18 protein-coding genes, 1 pseudogene and 1 other annotated feature are annotated in these 17,743 nt (G+C 62.1%); of the genes and pseudogenes, 6 read left to right on the top strand and 13 right to left on the bottom strand.

The genetic code is table 11. The annotated features are described in order from the left end of the window. Positions 1 to 2: 2 nt before the first annotated feature. Positions 3 to 1,208, bottom strand: coding sequence for a zinc-dependent alcohol dehydrogenase (locus CFB41_RS34950; protein WP_089459826.1), 1,206 nt, complete (start codon positions 1,206 to 1,208; stop codon positions 3 to 5). A gap of 191 nt (positions 1,209 to 1,399) precedes the next feature. On the opposite strand from CFB41_RS34950, the gene CFB41_RS37950 reads away from it, so the two are divergent. After that, positions 1,400 to 1,594 (top strand): hypothetical protein, encoded by a 195-nt coding sequence (locus tag CFB41_RS37950; protein ID WP_144029995.1) that lies wholly within the window; start codon positions 1,400 to 1,402, stop codon positions 1,592 to 1,594. Positions 1,595 to 1,597: 3 nt separating this feature from the next. On the opposite strand, the gene CFB41_RS34945 is transcribed toward CFB41_RS37950, so the two are convergent. After that, positions 1,598 to 2,005, bottom strand: coding sequence for a RidA family protein (locus CFB41_RS34945; RefSeq protein WP_089459825.1), 408 nt, complete (start codon positions 2,003 to 2,005; stop codon positions 1,598 to 1,600). A gap of 87 nt (positions 2,006 to 2,092) precedes the next feature. Further along, positions 2,093 to 2,962, bottom strand: coding sequence for a LysR family transcriptional regulator (locus CFB41_RS34940; protein WP_089459824.1), 870 nt, complete (start codon positions 2,960 to 2,962; stop codon positions 2,093 to 2,095). A gap of 137 nt (positions 2,963 to 3,099) precedes the next feature. On the opposite strand from CFB41_RS34940, the gene CFB41_RS34935 reads away from it, so the two are divergent. Continuing rightward, entirely contained in the window at positions 3,100 to 3,846 is a 747-nt protein-coding gene (locus CFB41_RS34935; RefSeq protein WP_089459823.1) for a glucose 1-dehydrogenase, read from the top strand. Positions 3,847 to 3,949: 103 nt separating this feature from the next. Further along, positions 3,950 to 4,780 (top strand): oxidoreductase, encoded by an 831-nt coding sequence (locus CFB41_RS34930; protein WP_089459822.1) that lies wholly within the window; start codon positions 3,950 to 3,952, stop codon positions 4,778 to 4,780. An 88-nt stretch (positions 4,781 to 4,868) separates the two neighbouring features. Here CFB41_RS34930 and CFB41_RS34925 read toward each other — a convergent pair whose 3' ends face one another. From CFB41_RS34925 to CFB41_RS38400, 5 genes are all read right to left on the bottom strand, one after another. Next, complete coding sequence (locus CFB41_RS34925) at positions 4,869 to 5,483, bottom strand: hypothetical protein (RefSeq protein WP_089459821.1); 615 nt, start codon at positions 5,481 to 5,483, stop codon at positions 4,869 to 4,871. 63 nt (positions 5,484 to 5,546) lie between these two features. After that, positions 5,547 to 6,338: a molybdopterin-dependent oxidoreductase gene (locus CFB41_RS34920; RefSeq protein WP_089459820.1), complete on the bottom strand. Its 792-nt coding sequence runs from the start codon at positions 6,336 to 6,338 to the stop codon at positions 5,547 to 5,549. Between the two features lie 2 nt (positions 6,339 to 6,340). Then, positions 6,341 to 6,934: a cytochrome b/b6 domain-containing protein gene (locus CFB41_RS34915; protein ID WP_256941375.1), complete on the bottom strand. Its 594-nt coding sequence runs from the start codon at positions 6,932 to 6,934 to the stop codon at positions 6,341 to 6,343. 369 nt (positions 6,935 to 7,303) lie between these two features. After that, positions 7,304 to 7,849 (bottom strand): thioesterase family protein, encoded by a 546-nt coding sequence (locus CFB41_RS34910; protein ID WP_089459818.1) that lies wholly within the window; start codon positions 7,847 to 7,849, stop codon positions 7,304 to 7,306. Between the two features lie 207 nt (positions 7,850 to 8,056). Further along, positions 8,057 to 8,641, bottom strand: a complete 585-nt coding sequence (locus CFB41_RS38400) for a chorismate mutase (protein WP_256941374.1) — start codon at positions 8,639 to 8,641, stop codon at positions 8,057 to 8,059. An 824-nt stretch (positions 8,642 to 9,465) separates the two neighbouring features. On the opposite strand from CFB41_RS38400, the gene CFB41_RS34900 reads away from it, so the two are divergent. The 3 genes and pseudogenes from CFB41_RS34900 to CFB41_RS34890 all read left to right on the top strand — a co-directional run. Beyond that, positions 9,466 to 10,647, top strand: a complete 1,182-nt coding sequence (locus CFB41_RS34900; protein ID WP_089459816.1) for an AAA family ATPase — start codon at positions 9,466 to 9,468, stop codon at positions 10,645 to 10,647. Between the two features lie 217 nt (positions 10,648 to 10,864). Further along, positions 10,865 to 12,099, top strand: a protein-coding gene (locus tag CFB41_RS34895) for an IS3 family transposase (protein WP_256941373.1) whose coding sequence is annotated in 2 segments (ribosomal slippage) — positions 10,865 to 11,156 and positions 11,156 to 12,099 — 1,236 coding nt in all. Because the reading frame shifts where the segments join, the coding sequence is not laid out codon by codon here. Further along, positions 11,146 to 11,262, top strand: a sequence feature (AL1L pseudoknot). (Overlaps the previous gene by 117 nt.) Further along, positions 12,080 to 12,313: pseudogene (locus tag CFB41_RS34890) on the top strand (transposase); the annotation flags it as partial. The gene CFB41_RS34895 and the pseudogene CFB41_RS34890, both read left to right, overlap by 20 nt. 22 nt (positions 12,314 to 12,335) lie before the next feature. On the opposite strand, the gene CFB41_RS37945 reads toward CFB41_RS34890, so the two are convergent. From CFB41_RS37945 to CFB41_RS34870, 5 genes are all read right to left on the bottom strand, one after another. Then, positions 12,336 to 12,554, bottom strand: coding sequence for a hypothetical protein (locus CFB41_RS37945; RefSeq protein WP_144029994.1), 219 nt, complete (start codon positions 12,552 to 12,554; stop codon positions 12,336 to 12,338). Between the two features lie 9 nt (positions 12,555 to 12,563). After that, positions 12,564 to 13,832, bottom strand: a complete 1,269-nt coding sequence (locus CFB41_RS34885; protein ID WP_089459814.1) for an NHL repeat-containing protein — start codon at positions 13,830 to 13,832, stop codon at positions 12,564 to 12,566. Positions 13,833 to 13,912: 80 nt separating this feature from the next. After that, positions 13,913 to 14,275, bottom strand: coding sequence for a Fis family transcriptional regulator (locus CFB41_RS34880; protein WP_226205926.1), 363 nt, complete (start codon positions 14,273 to 14,275; stop codon positions 13,913 to 13,915). 183 nt (positions 14,276 to 14,458) lie between these two features. After that, positions 14,459 to 15,829 (bottom strand): metallopeptidase TldD-related protein, encoded by a 1,371-nt coding sequence (locus CFB41_RS34875; RefSeq protein ID WP_089459812.1) that lies wholly within the window; start codon positions 15,827 to 15,829, stop codon positions 14,459 to 14,461. Positions 15,830 to 15,919: 90 nt separating this feature from the next. Further along, positions 15,920 to 17,734: an aminopeptidase P family protein gene (locus CFB41_RS34870; protein WP_089459811.1), complete on the bottom strand. Its 1,815-nt coding sequence runs from the start codon at positions 17,732 to 17,734 to the stop codon at positions 15,920 to 15,922. Positions 17,735 to 17,743: the final 9 nt, after the last annotated feature.

Raw genomic sequence — 17,743 nt, 5'->3', positions numbered from 1 at the left:
CGTCATGGCGTCAGCTTCACCTTCATCCAGCCCGGCTCGCGCGTGTCGAACGCGCGGTAGGCATCGATCGCATTCGTCAGCGGCTCGCAACGCGTGAGCACCGACAGCGGGTCGAATGCGCCGCTGCGCACGAGCTCGACGAGCGGCGGCGTCACCGTGCGGTGATTGCAGTTGCCCATCTTGATCGTCAGGTTGCGGTTCATGGCGTCGCCGACCGGAAACACGCGCGCCGCCGGCGGGTACACGCCGATCACCGCCACCGTGCCGGCTTTCGCGACCGCGCGCACCGCCCATTGCAGCACCTGCGACGGCCCGTCGCCCGGCACCCAGTTGCGGCCATCCGGCTTGCGGTGCGGCGCGATCGCATCGACTTCCGCATCGAATGCACGCGCCGCGTCGCGATCGGCCGCGGCCGGCCCGTGCGTCGCGCGCATCGCGTCGACGCCCACCGCGTCGATCACGCGATCGACGCCGATTCCGCCCGTCAGCCGCAGCACCGTCTCAACGGGATCGTCCTCCGCGAAATCGACGATCTCCGCGCCTTGCGCGCACGCCATCTCGAGGCGCGACGCCACGCGGTCGATGGCGATCACGCGTCCGGCGCCCATCAGCTTCGCGCTCGCGATCGCGAACTGGCCGACCGGCCCCGCGCCGAACACGGCGACCGTATCGCCCGCACTCACTTCCGCGAGCTGCGCGCCGAAATAGCCGGTGGGGAAAATGTCCGACATCAGGATCGCGCGATCGTCGTCGATCGCATCCGGCAGCCGAATCAGGCTCGCATGCGCAAGCGGCGTGCGCGCGTATTCGGCCTGCAGCCCGTCGAACGCACCGGTGTCGGCCGGCCCGCCGAAGAACGCGGTACCCGCGCGTGGGCCGCCCGGGTTCGCGACGTCGCATTGCGCGGTGTAGCCCGCGCGGCAGTACGCGCAACTGCCGCATGCGATCGTCGACGGAATCAGCACACGGTCGCCGCGCCGCAGGTTGCGCACGTCGCGCCCGACCGCCTCGACGATGCCGACCCCCTCGTGGCCGAGGATCGTGCCCGGTTTCATCCCGCCGAGGGTGCCGCGCACCATGTGCAGGTCGGTGCCGCAGATCGCGCTGGCCGTCAGGCGCACGACCGCGTCGGTCGCGTCGGTGACTTCGGGATCGGGCACCGTGTCGATGCGAATGTCGCCGATGCCGTGGAATACGACTGCTTTCATGTCAGGCCCTCCTTGTTCGAACGTTCTCGGAACTGCCGAGAAAACAATCGAGCAAGGAATGAGCCCTGATGTGTATCACCTGAAATCCTCTCCGCGATGCGGAGAGCATTCATCGGTCACGAACCACGAATTCGACATCGTCGCGCGGATTCGATGCCGGGATCCGACCGGGACAATTCATCGAGAAGGACATGATCGCCATGCCGCTGGGCGGCGGGCCACGCGAACGCTCGGCGGCCGCGCCCGGTTACATCGAAAGACGCGGCGCGCCCGGCCACCCCGACGAGTTCGTCCGGCACCGCCGTATCGGCTGGCGGCTGTCGCCAGCGCGGGCGCCCTACCGCCGGGAATTCGTGGAAAACGGCCGCCCTTCAGCTATTGGCTGACGCTCACACCGCAGCGTCATCTCGCTTGACCGCCACGCACTTGATCTCGACCAGCAAGCCGGGATGCGCGAGTTCGGTCACGCCGATCGAAGTCCATGCGCACGTGCCGCGTGGGAAAACCCGATTCTTCACGTCGCGAAAGACGGGCATATGCGTGCCCATCTGCACGTGGTATGTCGTCATGTCGACGACATCTTCAAAAGTGCACCCAGCCGCTTCCAGAACCACGCGCAAATTTTCCCAGCATGCCAGGAATTGCGCTTCGGGATCGGCGATGACTTCGAGGTCAACGGTACGCCCGACCTGTCCGGCGCAAAAAACAAGGGACCCAACCTTCACGGCCGGTACATAACCGGCGCGCTCCACGATACGTTGCATCGTCGGCGGGATGATCAATTCAGGAATGGTCATGTGTCTTACCCGTTAAGGATTGAAGCGGTCATTCACCGCGGCGCGGATGATGACCGTATCTGGCCGAGAGCACCCACGAAGTTCAATTCAGCGCGCGGCAATCGGTGATTCGGTCAGCATCGTATCGGCGATATCGAGCATCGCGCGCAAGCGATCCATATGCCGAAGGTCATGGTGGTAACCCACCCAGATGTCTCGGGATGGAGGCGGTTCCGGCGTTTCGATGCGCCGCACTGCCGGTATCGCGTCGCCCAGCGGTCGCGGCAGCACCGCCATGCCCATGCCTGCCGCGCACATCCGGCCCTGAACGGCTCGGCTCGTGCTGGTGAACACGCGGCGCGACCGCGGGAACCTCTCGAGCAGCCACGCGACGTCGGGGAAGTGAGACTGCGCCGTATTCATCACGATCAATCCCACTGAGGCAGGATCGCGCCGCAACGCACGTGCGGTTTCCGCCGTGCCGTAAAGACCGTATGGAACGCTCATCATGCGGCGCTGGACAATGTCCGGTTCGGTGAAAGGAACGATCCGGAAGGCCAGGTCGGCCTCGCGACGCGACAGGCTCAGCAATCGGTAGCTCGCGATCACTTCCGGCACCACGGCCGGATGACGGCGCACCAGTTCCGCGAGAACCGGCGCGAGAACGTAGCCGGCGAACCACTCTGCGCACGATATCCGCAAGATGCCTTCGAGACGGTCGTGATGACCGGCCAGACGCCGCTCCATGGCCAGCGCGGCGTTTTCCATGGCTTCGGCGAGGCTCAGCACGGTATCGCCGGCGTCGGTGAGCACGAGCCCATCCGCAGTCCTGCGGAACAGCGCCTGCCCGGATTCATCCTCCAGCGCCTTGATTCGGCGGCCGATCGTTGGATGGCTCACGCCCAGGCTTCGAGCTGCCGCACCGAAAGATCCGCCCCGCTTGACCGCCAGAAACACCCGGACATCACTCCATTCCATGCGATGAACCTTCGTTCAAAAATGTACATTCAATATACAAGAACGACCATTCACAAACAATTGTGTGGGCCTCACGATGGTGACTTGCATCAATCGAACCGCCCCGCTCGGGGCCAACCTCTGCGGAGTGTGAAGACATGAACAAGTTGAAGGGCAAGGTCGCGATCGTGACGGGGGCATCGAAAGGCATCGGCGCAGGCATCGCGCGCCAGCTTGCGGCCGACGGCGCACAGGTCGTCGTCAGCTACGCATCCAGCGCGAGCGGTGCCGAACAGGTCGTCGGGGACATTCAGGCCGCCGGCGGGAAGGCATTGGCGGTGCGCGCCGACGTGACGAACAAGGCGGAGGTCGACGCACTCGTCAACGCAGCCATCGACCATTTCGGGCGGTTGGACATCGTGGTGAACAACGCCGGCGTCTACCAGTTCGCCAGGATCGAGGAAACGACCGAGGCGCGCTACCGCGAGCAATTCGACATCAACGTTCTCGGTCCGCTGCTGGTCGCCGGCGCCGCCGCGCCGCACCTCGGCAACGGCGGCAGCATCGTCAACATCGGCTCCAATGTCACGCGCGTCCTTCCGGCCGAGAGTGCGATCTATAGCGGCACGAAAGGCGCAATCGACGCCATCACCGGGGTGCTCGCGCGGGAGCTGGGCCCGCGCGGCATCCGGGTCAATGCCGTGAACCCCGGCTTGGTGGAAACCGAGGGCACCCATGCCGCCGGAGTCATCGGTTCGGACTTCGAGACGTGGAACGCGGACCAGACACCGCTCGGCCGCATCGGCCAGGTGCGGGACATCGCGCCGATCGTTTCGTTTCTCGCGTCGGACGACTCGGGATGGATGACGGGCGAAATCATTCTCGCGTCGGGCGGCATGCGCTGACGCGCCATGCTCGCGGGAGCGTGCGCCGATCCCGCATCGGCGCGCATATTGACGTGCTCCGTCGAGCGTATTGAAAAGCAGAATCGAGCGGAAGGAGAAACGCATGAACAAAACCTGGTTGATCACCGGCTGCTCCGGCGGCTTCGGCCTGCATCTCGCACGCGCGGCGGCCGCGCGCGGCGACCACGTGGTGGCAACGGCGCGCGCGCCGGAAACGCTACGCGATCTGGCACGGCGTTATCCGGACACGCTGCGTGTTGCAGCGCTGGACGTGACGAAGCCGGAGACGATACACGCGGCCATTGCGTTGACGATCGAAGCGTTCGGCAGGTTGGACGTGCTGGTCAACAACGCCGGGCATGGATTCATGGGCGCAATCGAAGAAGGCACGCCGGAGGAATACCGGCCGTTATTCGATGTGAACGTCTTCGGGCTCATCGAGACGACGCGTGCGGCGTTGCCGCTGATGCGACGTACCGGCGGTGGCAGGATCGTGAACCTGTCGTCCGGTGCCGGTATCGCCGGCTCCGGAGGCCGCGGCTATTACAACGCGACGAAGTTTGCCGTCGAAGGCCTGTCGGAGGCCCTCGCGCAGGAAGTCGAACCGATGGGCATTCGCGTGGTCATCGTGGAGCCCGGTCCGTTTCGAACCGAATTCCTGGGGCGCTCGATCGCGGTCGCCAAGCAGCAAATCGGCGACTATTCGGCAACCGCCGGCTCCGCGCGCAACTACCGCGACAGCAACGACGGACATCAGGCGGGCGATCCCGCCAAAGCCGCCGCGGTGATCATCCAGGCGATCGACTCGGACGATCCACCGTTGCACCTGCCGATCGGACCGAGCGCCCATGCCATTGCGGAGCGCAAGCTGAAGGCGTTCCGCCGGGACATCGACGCATGGCGCGCGCGCTCCATCGCGACCGACTTCGATTGACGGTCTCGGGCCGACGCAACGGTCGGCCCGAAAGAAAATGCATCGCGGACACGCCGGCGAACGACAAGTCGCCCGCCGCACGGCCGGCTTACATCGGAGGCGCCACCCCATCCTTCTCGACCACGATCTGGCGTCCGTCGTATCCCCCGTCCTTGCCCGGCGTAGCCACGACGAAAATCTTCTTGCCCGCCGACAAATCGGCGCGCGTCGCCTGGATGAGCGTCACGACCGGCGCGTCGGGCGGCACGTTGATCGTGTTGCTGCCGCCCTTGTACGAAAGCTTGAGATCGCGCCCGCTCGTGCCTTGAACGATGGTATCCACGTTCGCGTTCGTCATCGAGCTGTTCGCCGCGAGATCCCACGCATAGTGGCCTTCACCCATGCCGCGCGCGGCTTCGGGGAATACGAGCACTTCCTTCGCGATCAACTTGCCGTTCTCGCCCGGCGTGGCCGCTGCGCCGACATAGGAACCCGGTTTGATATCGGAAAGCTGAATCGCTTTCACCGCGTTCACGTTGGTCGACGCCGCGACATTGATGAGCACGGTATCGCCGCTGCGGCGATGTACCTTCAGGCTGTCTCCGGAAAACGAGACGATGTCGCCACGAATGCGCTCGGGCTTGCCCGCGGCGGATTGCGCGAACGCGGTGCCGGCCAGCGTCGCCGCGACGACGGAGGCGGCGAGTTTGAGTCGAATGGACATGAATGCTCCTTTGATGAGGTTGCGATCGAGAACGTGACCGGCGAGGTGTCCAGGGCCAAGGGCTCAGGAGCCGCCAAACCAGTTGTATCCCTGGTTTTCCCAATAACCGCCCGGGAATGCGTTGGTCACCGTGATGGCGACGATGTGTTTGGGATTCTTGTATCCGAGCTTGGTCGGCATGCGCAGCTTCATCGGGAAGCCGTACTTCGCCGGCAAGACGCGGCCGTCATAGGTGAGCGTCAGCAGCGTTTGCGGATGGAGCGCGGTCGGCATGTCGATGCTCGTCCAGTAGTTGTCGGCGCAATGCAGCGCGACGTACTTCGCGGTGGTGTCGGCGCCGGCGCGCAACAGGAAATCGGAAAATCGCACGCCGCCCCACTTGCCTATCGCGCTCCACCCTTCGATGCAGATATGCCGCGTAACCTGGCTTTCCTGCGGCAGCGCATGGAGCTCGTCGAGCGTCCACGCACGCTTGCCCTTGACCAGCCCGCCGAGCTGGAGCCGATATCTCGCCGCATCCACGTCCGGCACCTGGTCGATGTCGTAGTACGCGTTGAATGGAAAGGGCCGCGCGATCATCGACTCCGGATACGTCGGCGCAAGCCTGCGCGGATCGAAGAGCGACGCCTGCACGTCGTCGTTGAACGACGACACGCGGCGCAGCATCGTGTTGACCGATTGGTCGTCGGTCAGGTCGCAGCCGGAAAGCAGCATCAGGCCGCCGAGCGTGAGGATCCGCTTGCCGAACAGGCGGCGTCGCGTCGACTGGAGTGCGTTGCGCGCATCCTTGACGATCGCATGCGAATCGAGCCGCGAGACGCGGTCGGCCCGCGACGAACGTTTGGGTTCATTCATGATCAGCGCCCTCGAATCATCGTGAGCAACGAGCGCGGAACCAGCGCGACCATTGCGACGTGAACGGCAAGGAAACCGACGAGCACGCTCATCGCGACGAAATGAACGATGCGCGCGTTGTCGAATCCGCCCATCCATGTCCTCAGGAAAGCAAACTGCACCGGTTTCCAGATGGCGAGCCCCGACAGAACGAGCAGCACGATATCGGCGAGCGCGCCGAGATACGCGAACTTCTGCAGGGCGTTGTATTGCGCGGGATCATCGTGGACCAGCGTTCCGCGCAGCGCGGCGGCGAGGTCGGAAAGAAGCGCACGCATGCCGAGGGGCAACAGCTTCCTGCGCAACCGCCCTGTTGCCATGCCGAGCACGAGATAGGCGAACAAGTTGCCGACCAGGATCCACATCGCCGCGAAGTGCCAGAGGAGCGCACCGCCCAGCCAGCCTCCAAGCGTGATGGAAGGCGGAAACGTGACCGCCCTGAAAATCGGCGACGCGTTGTAGACCTGCCAGCCGCTCAGGCACATGGCGATGACTGCGGCGGCATTGATCCAGTGGAGAAGACGGACCCACAGCGGATGAATCGTCGAACGTCTCACAGCGAACTTCCTCGTAATCTTGCGGATGGTGCACGCGTCATGCCGTGGTGACATGGGCGTGACGAGAAGGATCGCAATTGCCGCGACGCAGCGGTATCGGTCGAACGACCGACCCCCGTCGGACGCCTGTCGAGCCGATGGTCAGGCGGCTGGCCGGAACGATGGCGGTCGTCCGCCGCGCGACGCGTCAGCGCGGGCCGGCCAGTCGAAGGATCGCTTCGACGTCGACCACGTCCCGCCCGTCGCGCGCGTTGAAGGGGGCGGATTTATCCCGCCACGCGCCGTCACCGCGCCGGAAAACTTCCGGCGCCGACGAAGGCCACGGCGACCGCTGACGGCCTGTCCGTGAGCGGCTGCCATCGCGGTGCGTCAAGTCTGCGGAACAGATTCCACATGTACCGCCATCCCACCCTCGGCTCGGCTCCATTGCACGACCCATTCGGGCAGCTCGGGCGCTGGCTGCGTCACGCCGATCCACGCCAGCAGTTCGTCGGTCGGCACGGTACCCCCGCCGCGCTTCAGGAACCGGGTTCGCACGACGCCGACCGCGACCTGCGTCCCGCCGCGGCTGAACCCCTGCTCCAGGAACACATGCTTTTCGTCCCAACCGATCACACGCGTCGTGACGTCGTAGCGCTCCCACAGATGCAGCGATCGATGAAATCGTATCGTCTCGAGCGTGACGACGGGATACCACGTTTGCGCATTGACGCGTTGCCAGACGCGCGAACGCAGCAGCAGATCGACCCGCCCCAGGTCGAGAATGCCAAAGTAGCGGCCATTGGTCATGTGGCGCAGCACATCAAGGTCGTTTGGCCACACGCGAAACGGCGTGACACACGTGTCGAGAATGTGCAGTCGCTGACGACGCAGGCTCAGCAGAAACGTCAGACACAAACGCAGCAGTAGATTCATGAATCGCGGGCTTTGACGGTGCCGGCGCGGAGCGCGCGCGTCACGGCATCCATACCGGACGGGAGGCAGGCGACGGCTTGCCGGCCACGCTTTTCGAGTGCAGCGACCACTTCTGCTGCGCGTTCCGCGGACATTTCACAGGCAATGGCGGTGACGACACAAAACGAAACAGATAAGTGATTCGCAGTGCGTTTGTTAGGGACGTTGCTAATCACGCTCGCAAACCCGAGCAAGCGCGCGATCCATAGCGAGTGCATAGAGCGAATTCAGAGCGTGCGTCGCGACGTACTCGCGAGTTGCGCGAGAAATGCGCTCGCCGCAGTCAGTACGGTCCCGAAATTCACCGGATCGTGCGAGTACATGGATGAACCCGCCTTTGAGACGGTCGAGTTCGGGACGTATTTCTTTCTCGAGATCCGCACGCGCATCATCCGGGGCGTGATCAGAGCGCCGCCATTCAGCCAGCAGCGCATACTGGACAAGCTTGTTGGCTTCAATTTGATCCGTGAAGAAATGGACCGCCAACTTGGCCGGTACGCCGTTGGCTCGCGCTTCCGTTACCGCGGCAGCGATCACCGCAGACTCTCTCGAAAGATCCTCCACGGGCTTTCCGGAGTCCCACTTGCTCAGTGCGACCTGCCTCGCAATTCGCAGCCGTGCCGCCGTCAGATCCAACAGCGCGCTTAACGTCGACGCGTTGCCTGGCGGTACCGCTGCCGACGGCGATGTAGACAACATGACAGTGGCGAGCGAACTTATCAAAAGACATGATCTCCAGGATCTGAACTTCATTCTGCGGGCAATTCCATCTGGTACAGGAGTCGAAACGCTCGACCTTCGATTTATATGCCGCCCTTCGTCAGGGCGTGGCTCCCTTGGCGCCCATTCCTGGGTGGCAGTCGCGGCCACGCCGCTTTTCCCTCCCGGCACGCTATCAGTCATCGTGTCTACGCCATCCTCTCGGTCATTGAAGAATCGCAAAACATTTGACCGGTGCACATCGGTCGAATGACCGACCCGACGTGCAAGGGATTTCCGATTCGTGAGGGCCGCCGTTCGATGCCTCCGCGCAGGCAAAAAGATATAACCGTCTTGCTGTAAGTGGCGTCGAGGCAGATTCCTGAATGGTCTGGCGTGCGGCATCGCCCTCGATGCTTACGCCGATTGGATGATTCACTACACCGCGGCACATCGCCTTGCCAAGGGGCTTCCGATTTAGCGCGGATGCAAGCGGTTTCTCGTCAGCACATCAACGATCTATATTTTCTATTTAAACAACCATGCCTATATATAAAATATATAAAAAAGAGACGGTACTCAATCCTTCGCTCGTTCGTCTTTAGTGTCATACGAATCCTTTGTTCCGTATGCGGGTCGGGGAAGCGCTGGCCGTCACCAGCCGTGAAACTTCCCCTCACATCAGCGAAGAGCAACCGACGATCTGCGATAGAGAAATAATTTAGAGACCTCGAGATCGATTTGTTTTGCAAGCGCACCTGTGACCGAAGACGCCTCAACTCGCTCAGGCCTGCACGCGACACGCCGTCAATTTCAAATGCGTTCGAGGCGTCATGCCCCATCCCGCATTCGACCCAAACCGGATACTGCACTCGACCATGCTGGAGACCCTGGCAATCAACAACTACCGCTCGATCAAGGAACTCGTCATCCCGTTGTCGAGGCTCAACTTGATCACTGGAGCGAATGGCAGCGGCAAATCGAATCTTTATCGTGCATTGCGGTTGCTCGCCAGCACAGCGCAGGATGGAATCGTGGCGCCGTTGGCCTCCGAGGGCGGCTTGCAGTCGGTCGTATGGGCAGGGCCGGAGGACCGCTCGGGGGCCATGCGACGTGGTGAGATCCCGCTGCAAAGACCGGCCAAAGGAACGCCCGCGCCGCGCCTGAAGCTGGGCTTCGGCGGCAAGACATTCGGCTACGCGGTGTCCATGGGTCTTGCCCAGGAATCATCCGAATCGCCTTCGGCGTTCAAGCTGGACCCCGAATTCAAGCGCGAAGCGATTTGGAGTGGTGCATTCCTTCGGTCTTCGAACATGCTGATTGATCGGGACGGTAATGTCGTGCGCCGCCGGTCGGACGACGGTTGGGATACCGTAACACACAGCTTGCCCCGTTACGAGAGCCTCTTCTCGCAAATCGGCAACGATCGGAGCAGTCCGGAGGTATTCGAAGTCAGGGAAGTGATGCGCCGCTGGCGCTTCTACGATCATTTTCGAATTGATGTCGATGCGCCGGCACGGCGGTCGCATGTGGAAACCCGTACTCCCGTTCTCCATCATGACGGGCGCGATCTCGCTGCGGCGTGGCAGACGATTCTCGAAGTCGGTGATCATCAGGCGCTCGACGATGCAGTGTCCGATGCCTTTCCCGGTGCGCATGTCGAAATTGAAACGGAGCGGGACGGATTGTTTTCGCTCGTGTTTCGACAGGACGGCCTGTTCCGCCCGCTCAAGGCTGCCGAGCTTTCCGATGGCACGCTGCGATATCTGCTGTTGTGTGCAGCCTTGCTGACTGCGCGGCCGCCCGAGTTGATGGTCCTCAATGAACCCGAGGCGAGCCTTCATCCCGATCTCATTCCCGCGCTGGGCCGACTCATTCGGCAGGCGGCGACGTATTCTCAAATCTGGGTCGTTTCCCATTCGACACGGCTGACGTCAGCGCTTGAAGAGGACACGGAGTTCAGCCAGGTCACCCTGGAAAAGGCATTCTCTGAGACGACGGTTCTCGGGCAGCACAAGCTCGACCGACCCGTATGGCGATGGCCGGATTCGGGCAAGTAACAGACACCCGTCGATGCGCTCGTCGGTCGGATCTGTTGCACCGATTCGGATGTTGGCCAAACTGAACCGCGCCGGTGATCTGCTTTAGAAAACATCACGGGAAGTCCATCGTTTCATGAAACCGGCGCGACTTTCAAGGCGGGCGTGCTGAGCGAAAACCTCCTGTCTGAACCGCCCCGGATTTTGTGGAGGCTCCAACTCTTGAGAGAATGGAGCCATGAACAAGAAGCCAAGTAAGTTTTCCCCGGAAGTCCGAGAGCGCGCGTTGCGCCTGGAACGCGAGCAGCGTAGCGAACATCCGTCGATGTGGGCGGCGATCGGATCGATTGCGCCGATGATCGGCTGCACACCGCAGACGCTGCACGAGTGGGTCAAGCGTGACCAGGTCGACCACGGTGAGCGCGATGGCGTGACCACAGACGAGCTCGAGCGCCTCAAGGCCTTGGAGCGCGAAGTCAAGGAGTTGCGTCGTGCCAACGAGATTCCCAAGGTCGCGAGCGCGTTTTTCGCCCAGGCGGAGCTCGACCGCCGTTTCAAGTCCTGAAGGCATTCATCGATCAGCATCGCGACCCCTTCGGGGTCGAGCCGATCTGCAAGGTCTTGCGGATTGCCCCGTCGGGTTACCGACGCCATGCCGCGCAGCTTCGTGATCCGTCGCGGCGCTCTGTTCGCGCAATCCGCAATGAACGTCTGCGGCCGGATATCAAGCGTGTGTGGCAGGCCAACATGCAGGTCTACGGTGCGGATAAAGTCTGGAAGCAGATGAACCGGGAGCGTATCGCGGTGGCGCGCTGCACGGTCGAACGGTTGATGAAGCAACTGGGTTTGCGCGGCGTGATGCGAGGCAAGCGTGTTCGCACGACTGTTCCTGATGCCATAGCCCTGCGCCCGCTGGATCGGGTCAATCGCCAGTTCAAGGCGGCACGGCCGAACCCGCTCTGTGTTTCGGCTTTCACCTACGTTTCGACGTGGCAGGGCTGGCTGTATATGGCTTTCGTGATCGATGTGTTCGCTCGCCGTATCGTCGGCTGGCGCATCAGAAGTTCGATGACCACGGACTTCGTCCTGGATGCACTTGAACAGGCGCTTTACGCGCGGCGCCCGGGCGACGACGGAACCTTGATACGCCATTCGGATAGAGGGTCCCAATACGTCAGCACTCGCTACAGCGAACGGCTGGCCGAAGCGGGCATCGAACCGTCGGTCGGCAGCCGGGGCGACAGCTATGACAACGCCCTGGCTGAAACGATCAACGGCCTGTACAAGGCTGAACTGATTCATCGCCGCACCTGGAAAACGCGAGAATCCGTTGAACTGGCAACGCTGCAGTGGGTGGCGTGGTTCAATCGTCATCGGTTGATGGAACCCCTCGGCTATATCCCGCCCGTCGAAGCTGAGGCAAACGACTATCGGCAACTTGAAACAGCTACCACTGAACCCGCATCAACTTAAACCAACCAGCCTCCATGATTCCCGGGGCGGTTCAGATGAGTTCAAGATCGAAGCAGTCCAGCAAGTCACCGAGCGTGGTCATTCGGTTGCAGATGTGGCCCAGCGTTTGGGCATTACGACGCACAGCCTATATGCCTGGCGAGCGAAGTTCGATAAGCCAGATGTCGTGCGGCAGGTGGAACTAGACCAGAGTGCCGAGGCGCGGCGATTGAAGGACGTTGTGTATAACGACATGCCTATAATAACCCTTTTGGCTTGAGGGTTGGGTGATCGATATAAATTTGCGCCATTATGTCGTACAAGCCACTCATGACATTACCAATCATCAGCTTGTATTTCTTAGCATCATCATCCGAGCAGTTATCAACAACAAGAAATACTGATTCATTCAACGATGCCCCCATCGAAAGCATCAACTCGTTTATCTTTCTGGCAGTTTCAAGATCGGCAATCATTGTTCACCCCTAGCAATCAACCCCATACAAAAATCCTTTCTCATCCATACAGCTTGTCATGCAATTCCAAAACGCAAATCCATAATCCGGAGTCGGCAAAGCTGTTTCGCTGCATTGAGCTATGCAGCTTTGCTTGACCTGCTGGCAATCAATCTGGAATGAATTAAATCTCTTGGAATTGATTTTGGCGCGCCCCCTTCCAAGATTAACCGAGTAGATTATATTTTCATCAGATTCAGTAATATAGACAATCCCAGATGAATTAATCGCAATACCCATGGGATGATTGAACGAAGCATTCGCTCCGAGACCATCTGTCGAGCCTGACTGCCCAGACTCGGTAAGCGTCGTCACAAGACCTGCTGCCGTAATCCTGCGGATCAGGTTGCTTTCCGTGTCCGCTACATACAGTATATCGGCTGCGTCGGCGGCGATACCCATGGGATGATTGAACGACGCATTCCGCCCGAGGCCATCGGCTGAGCCTGTGTGCCCAGATCCGACAAGCGTCGTCACAAGACCTGCTGCCGTAATCTTGCGGATCAGGCTGTTTTCCGTGTCCGCCACGTAAATTGAACCCGCTCCGTCGACGACGATACCCATGGGATGGTTGAATAACGCATTCCCACTGAGACCATCGGTCGAACCTCTTTGCCCGGATCCGGCAAGAGTCGTCACAAGACCTGTTGCAGTAATCTTGCGGATCAAGTTGTTTTCCGTGTCCGCTACGTAGAGTGAACCGGCTCCATCGACAGCGATTCCCGTCGGATGATTGAACGACGCATTCCCTCCAAGACCATCGGTCGAACCTGATTGCCCAGATCCTGCAAGCGTTGTCACGAGACCTGCTGGAGAAATCTTCCGAATCTTATTGCTGGCTGTGTCCGCAACGTACAGAGCACCTCCTGCATCGACGGCGACACCGGATGGATGGTCAAAGGTCGCCCCCATACCCGCACCATCGGTCGAACCGGGTTGCCCTGATCCGGCGACCGTCGTTACAACGCCACTCGCCGCAACCTTCCGGATTTTATTGTTGCCGGCATCGGCGACGTAGAGACTTCCCATTGTATCGACGGCCAAATTGACCGGGCTATTAAATGACGCCGCGACTCCAGAACTGTCAACCGAACCATATTGTTTAGATCCCGCAAATACAGTAGCTGCCTTATTTGAAGTCGACAATGTGGAATTTTCAGCTGCCGGACCATCTCCATTGCAACCGACCAAAAACAAAGAACATAAAATAGCAAAAAGCCAATGATTTATATTTGCCATCGCGAGATCCCCAATATAAATTTATTTCTTATTGAAAATGTCTTCTGCATGGTCAACTTCCAAAAGACGGCCGTGCAGTGTCACGCCCGGCTACAGGCCGACTCCAGTCGATTCGCGACGGCCTCGATCGCGCTCACGGGAGCGCGAGCCAGTTGGTCATCATGGCTCGTCACCAGCTCGGCGAATAACCGATAGCTGTCCTCATCGAACTGGATCTCACCATCCCGCCCAGCCTGAAGCGCATTCCATGCAGCGGCCTCGTACTCATGGAACCCCCGCGTTTCCGCTGCGCCATACCCCAACGATCGCAGCATCTCGGCAGCCAGTGCCACCCTTGTCAGCAATTGCAGCGACGTCAACGTCCCGACGCCCGCCTTCAGTGCTTCGAGTTGCAGATGATATTCGAGCGCCAGACTATCCCTGACATGCCGGGGAAGCGGCATGCAATCGATCTTTCGAGCGCGTTTCCTCAGACTGGATTGGCGAGCTCGGCTATGGAAATCACGCATCGATCACCGTCCAGGAAATTGCCGGACGAAGGCTCCCCCTTCCACGCAGCTCGGAAAGGCCATTCGGCAATCGTCCATGCAACGCCCTGCGAGCCGCCGCGATCTCGACGAAACCGCTCATCGTCCGGCCACGGTCATTTCTTCGATCAACACCGAGCCTGACTTCAACGCGCCAGCCGTGAACGTATCGCTTCCCACCGCAACGATGTTCCTGAACATCTGCTGCAGCGTGCTGGCGACCGTAATGCCTTCCACCGGGTACTGGATCTTGCCGTTCTCGACCCAGAACCCGGCAGCGCCTCGCGAATAGTCTCCGGTCACCAAATTGATGCCTTGTCCGATCATCGACGTGAGCAGCAGCCCCGTCCCGAGTCGCTCGAGCATGCCGTCGAGATCGTCGCCCGGCAGGGTTGCCGTGCTGCGCAACGACAGACCGTGCGGGCCGTGCGCGTTGCCGGTCGTTTGCATGCCGAGCTTTCTTGCCGCGTAAGACGACAAGAAGTAGCCTTCGATCACACCGTCGTGCACGACGCGACGCTTCCGCGTTCTCACGCCCTCGCCATCGAACGGCGCACTGCCCATCGCGGCGGGTACATGCGGATCCTCGTCGATACGGATGTGCGGCGCGAAGATCTCCTTCCCGAGACTGTCGACCAGGAAAGACGCTTTCGCGAACAGCGCGCTGCCGCTGGCCGCCTGGACGAAATTCATCAGCAATCCCGCCGCCAACCGCGCCTCCACCAGAACGGGCACCTTTCTGGTCTCGAAGGGGCGCGGCTGCACACGCGCGATGGCGCGCTCGGCTGCGTAACGACCCACGAATTCGGGCGACGCCAGATCCTGGGGCCGCCGCTGCGACGTGTGCCAGGATTCCACCTGCATATGGCTGCCGCTTCCCGCCAGCGGTCTGCAAGAGATCGCGTGATTCGACGACGCGTAGCCGCCCTGAAACCCGTTCGACGCGGCGAGCACGAAGTGTGCGTTCATCGTGTCGACGCTCGCCCCTTCCGAATTCTGGATCTGCGGGCTGACCGAAAACGCCGCATCCTCGGCGCGGCGCGCGATTTCCAGCGCTCCGTCGATCGACAGCGGCCACGGGTGGTAGAGGTCGAGATCGCGCGGCGCATGTTCGAGCTGGTCGTCGTCGGCAAGCCCGGTTGCCGCATCCTCGGCCGTGGCGCAGGCAATATGGTAGGCGGCAGCGACCGCATCTTTCAGGGCAGCCGGGGATAAATCGGACGTGGTCGCCGTACCCTGCCTGTTGCCGACATAGACGATGACGCTGGCGCCCTTGCTATGCTTGTGTTCGATGGTATTGGTCGCGCCACGCCGGACCGATACGGAAAAGCCGCTGCCTTCCGTGATCCTCGTCATCGCACTGGTCGCACCGATGGCCTTCGCGTGCGCCAGGATGTCAGCCGCATATTGGTTGAATTCGTCTTGCGTATGCAGAAATTCATTCGATTGCATGTTCAGGTTGGCTTCCATGTTCCACTGTCTCGTATTGATTGCGACGCGTCGTCACACGTCACCGTCGGTGACGTGACGCTCCCTCTTGTGTTGAACCGGCTGGCTTCGTCAGACAGGCTGCGTGCGCGCGTCCAGCCACGCCTTCGCGTCGCCGCTCACGTGTCCGCCGACGCACTCGCGCACCGTCGCGTGATACGCGTTCAGCCACGCGCGCTCGTCGTCATGCAGCAGGTCGATCAGCACGCAGCGCGTGTCGATCGGGCACAGCGTCAGCGTCTCGAATGCGAGGAATTCGCCGAATTCCGTCTGCTCGCTCTCGCGGTTCACGACCAGGTTCTCGATCCGGATGCCCCATTTGCCGGGCCGGTACACGCCCGGCTCGATCGACGTGATCATCCCTTCCTCCATCGCCGTATGCGGCTCGGCCGCCGCGGAGTGCGAGATGACCTGCGGCCCCTCATGCACGTTCAGGAAATAGCCGACGCCGTGACCCGTACCATGACCGTAGTCGAGCCCGGCCGCCCACATCGGCGCTCGCGCGATCGCGTCGAGCATCGGCGAGCGGATCCCGCGCGGAAAACGGGCACGCGACAGCGCAATCATCGACTTCAGCACGATCGTGAAATCGCGGCGCTGCAGGTAGCTGATCGTGCCGACGGGCACGACGCGCGTGATATCGGTCGTGCCGGTCGTGTACTGGCCGCCCGAATCGACGAGCAGCAAGCCGTCGCCGGCGATCGTCGCGTGCGACTCGGGCGTCGCGCGGTAGTGCGGCATCGCGCCGTTCGCATTGAAGCCGGCGATCGTCGCGAAACTCGGCGATACGTAGCCGGGGCGCCGTGCACGTGCGGCCGTGAGCTGCTCGTCGATCGTCAGCTCGGTGATCGTCTCGCGGTTCACCGCCTGCTCGAACCATGCGAAGAATTCGGCGAGCGCGGCGCCGTCGTGTTCCATCGTCACGCGCACGTGCTCGATCTCGGCGGCCGTCTTGCGCGACTTCGCCAAGGTCGACGGGTTCACGGCCTCGATCAGCTTCACGCCGGCCGGCACCGCCCCGAGCGCGCCGACCGTCATGCGGCGCGGATCGATCAGCAGCGTCGCGCCGTCGGGCAGCGCCGCGAGCGCGGTGCGCGCGGCATCGTACGCGCGAACCTCGACGCCGTCCTGCGCGAGCGCCGCGACCAGTGCCGGCGAGATCTTGCCGTCGGCGACGAACAACGTCGCGCGATCGCTGCCGATCATCGCGTGCGCGACGAACACGGGGTTGAAGTCGACGTCGGTGCCGCGCAGGTTGAACAGCCACGCAAGATCGTCGAGCGTCGATACGAAATGCCATTGCGCGCCCTGCATGTGCATCGCGCGACGCACCTCGGCGAGCTTGCTCGCGCGGCTCGTGTCGGCCTGCGGCGCGACGTGCTCGAATACCGCGTCGTCGGGCAGCCCGGGACGATCGGGCCAGATCGCGTCGAGCAGGTCGAGATCGGTGCGCAGCGCGATGCCGCGCGCGTTCAACGCCCCCGCCAGCGCGCGGGCCGCCGCGACCCCGAGCACGGCGCCGTCGACGCCGACCGTCGCACCGGCCGCCACGTTCTGCGCGAGCCACTCGACATGCGGCGCGCTTTGCTGACCGCCCGTCATCTTCATCAGCTGTACACCGGTGCCGGCCAGTTCGGCCTCGGCCTGCACCCAGTAGCGGCTGTCGACCCACAGGCCCGCGAAATCCGCGGTGACGACCAGCGTGCCGACCGAGCCCGTGAAGCCGGACAGCCAGCGGCGCGCCTGCCAGCGTTCGGGCAGGTACTCGGACAGGTGAGGGTCGGCGGACGGCACGAGATACGCGGCGGTATTCTCGCGGGCCATCGCGTCGCGCAGTTGCGCAATACGGGCCGCCGCCGGCGTCATGTCAGGTAGAGGTAGATTCATGAACGTTCG

It is taken from the genome of Burkholderia sp. AU33803, from assembly GCF_002223095.1.
Taxonomy (GTDB): domain Bacteria; phylum Pseudomonadota; class Gammaproteobacteria; order Burkholderiales; family Burkholderiaceae; genus Burkholderia.
Note: the sequence above shows the minus strand (reverse complement) of the source record. Positions and strands in the feature narration are given on the sequence as shown.

Bases quoted from the DNA above. Each gene is read 5' to 3' on its own strand.
- CFB41_RS34940 (WP_089459824.1), bottom strand. From the start codon at position 2,962: ATGGAATGGAGTGATGTCCGGGTGTTTCTGGCGGTCAAGCGGGGCGGA.
- CFB41_RS34945 (WP_089459825.1), bottom strand. From the start codon at position 2,005: ATGACCATTCCTGAATTGATCATCCCGCCGACGATGCAACGTATCGTG.
- CFB41_RS34925 (WP_089459821.1), bottom strand. From the start codon at position 5,483: ATGTCCATTCGACTCAAACTCGCCGCCTCCGTCGTCGCGGCGACGCTG.
- CFB41_RS34880 (WP_226205926.1), bottom strand. From the start codon at position 14,275: ATGCCGCTTCCCCGGCATGTCAGGGATAGTCTGGCGCTCGAATATCAT.
- CFB41_RS34875 (WP_089459812.1), bottom strand. From the start codon at position 15,829: ATGGAAGCCAACCTGAACATGCAATCGAATGAATTTCTGCATACGCAA.
- CFB41_RS34910 (WP_089459818.1), bottom strand. From the start codon at position 7,849: ATGAATCTACTGCTGCGTTTGTGTCTGACGTTTCTGCTGAGCCTGCGT.
- CFB41_RS34935 (WP_089459823.1), top strand. From the start codon at position 3,100: ATGAACAAGTTGAAGGGCAAGGTCGCGATCGTGACGGGGGCATCGAAA.
- CFB41_RS34900 (WP_089459816.1), top strand. From the start codon at position 9,466: ATGCTGGAGACCCTGGCAATCAACAACTACCGCTCGATCAAGGAACTC.
- CFB41_RS37945 (WP_144029994.1), bottom strand. From the start codon at position 12,554: ATGATTGCCGATCTTGAAACTGCCAGAAAGATAAACGAGTTGATGCTT.
- CFB41_RS34870 (WP_089459811.1), bottom strand. From the start codon at position 17,734: ATGAATCTACCTCTACCTGACATGACGCCGGCGGCGGCCCGTATTGCG.
- CFB41_RS34950 (WP_089459826.1), bottom strand. From the start codon at position 1,208: ATGAAAGCAGTCGTATTCCACGGCATCGGCGACATTCGCATCGACACG.
- CFB41_RS38400 (WP_256941374.1), bottom strand. From the start codon at position 8,641: ATGAAGTTCAGATCCTGGAGATCATGTCTTTTGATAAGTTCGCTCGCC.
- CFB41_RS34920 (WP_089459820.1), bottom strand. From the start codon at position 6,338: ATGAATGAACCCAAACGTTCGTCGCGGGCCGACCGCGTCTCGCGGCTC.
- CFB41_RS37950 (WP_144029995.1), top strand. From the start codon at position 1,400: ATGATCGCCATGCCGCTGGGCGGCGGGCCACGCGAACGCTCGGCGGCC.
- CFB41_RS34885 (WP_089459814.1), bottom strand. From the start codon at position 13,832: ATGGCAAATATAAATCATTGGCTTTTTGCTATTTTATGTTCTTTGTTT.
- CFB41_RS34930 (WP_089459822.1), top strand. From the start codon at position 3,950: ATGAACAAAACCTGGTTGATCACCGGCTGCTCCGGCGGCTTCGGCCTG.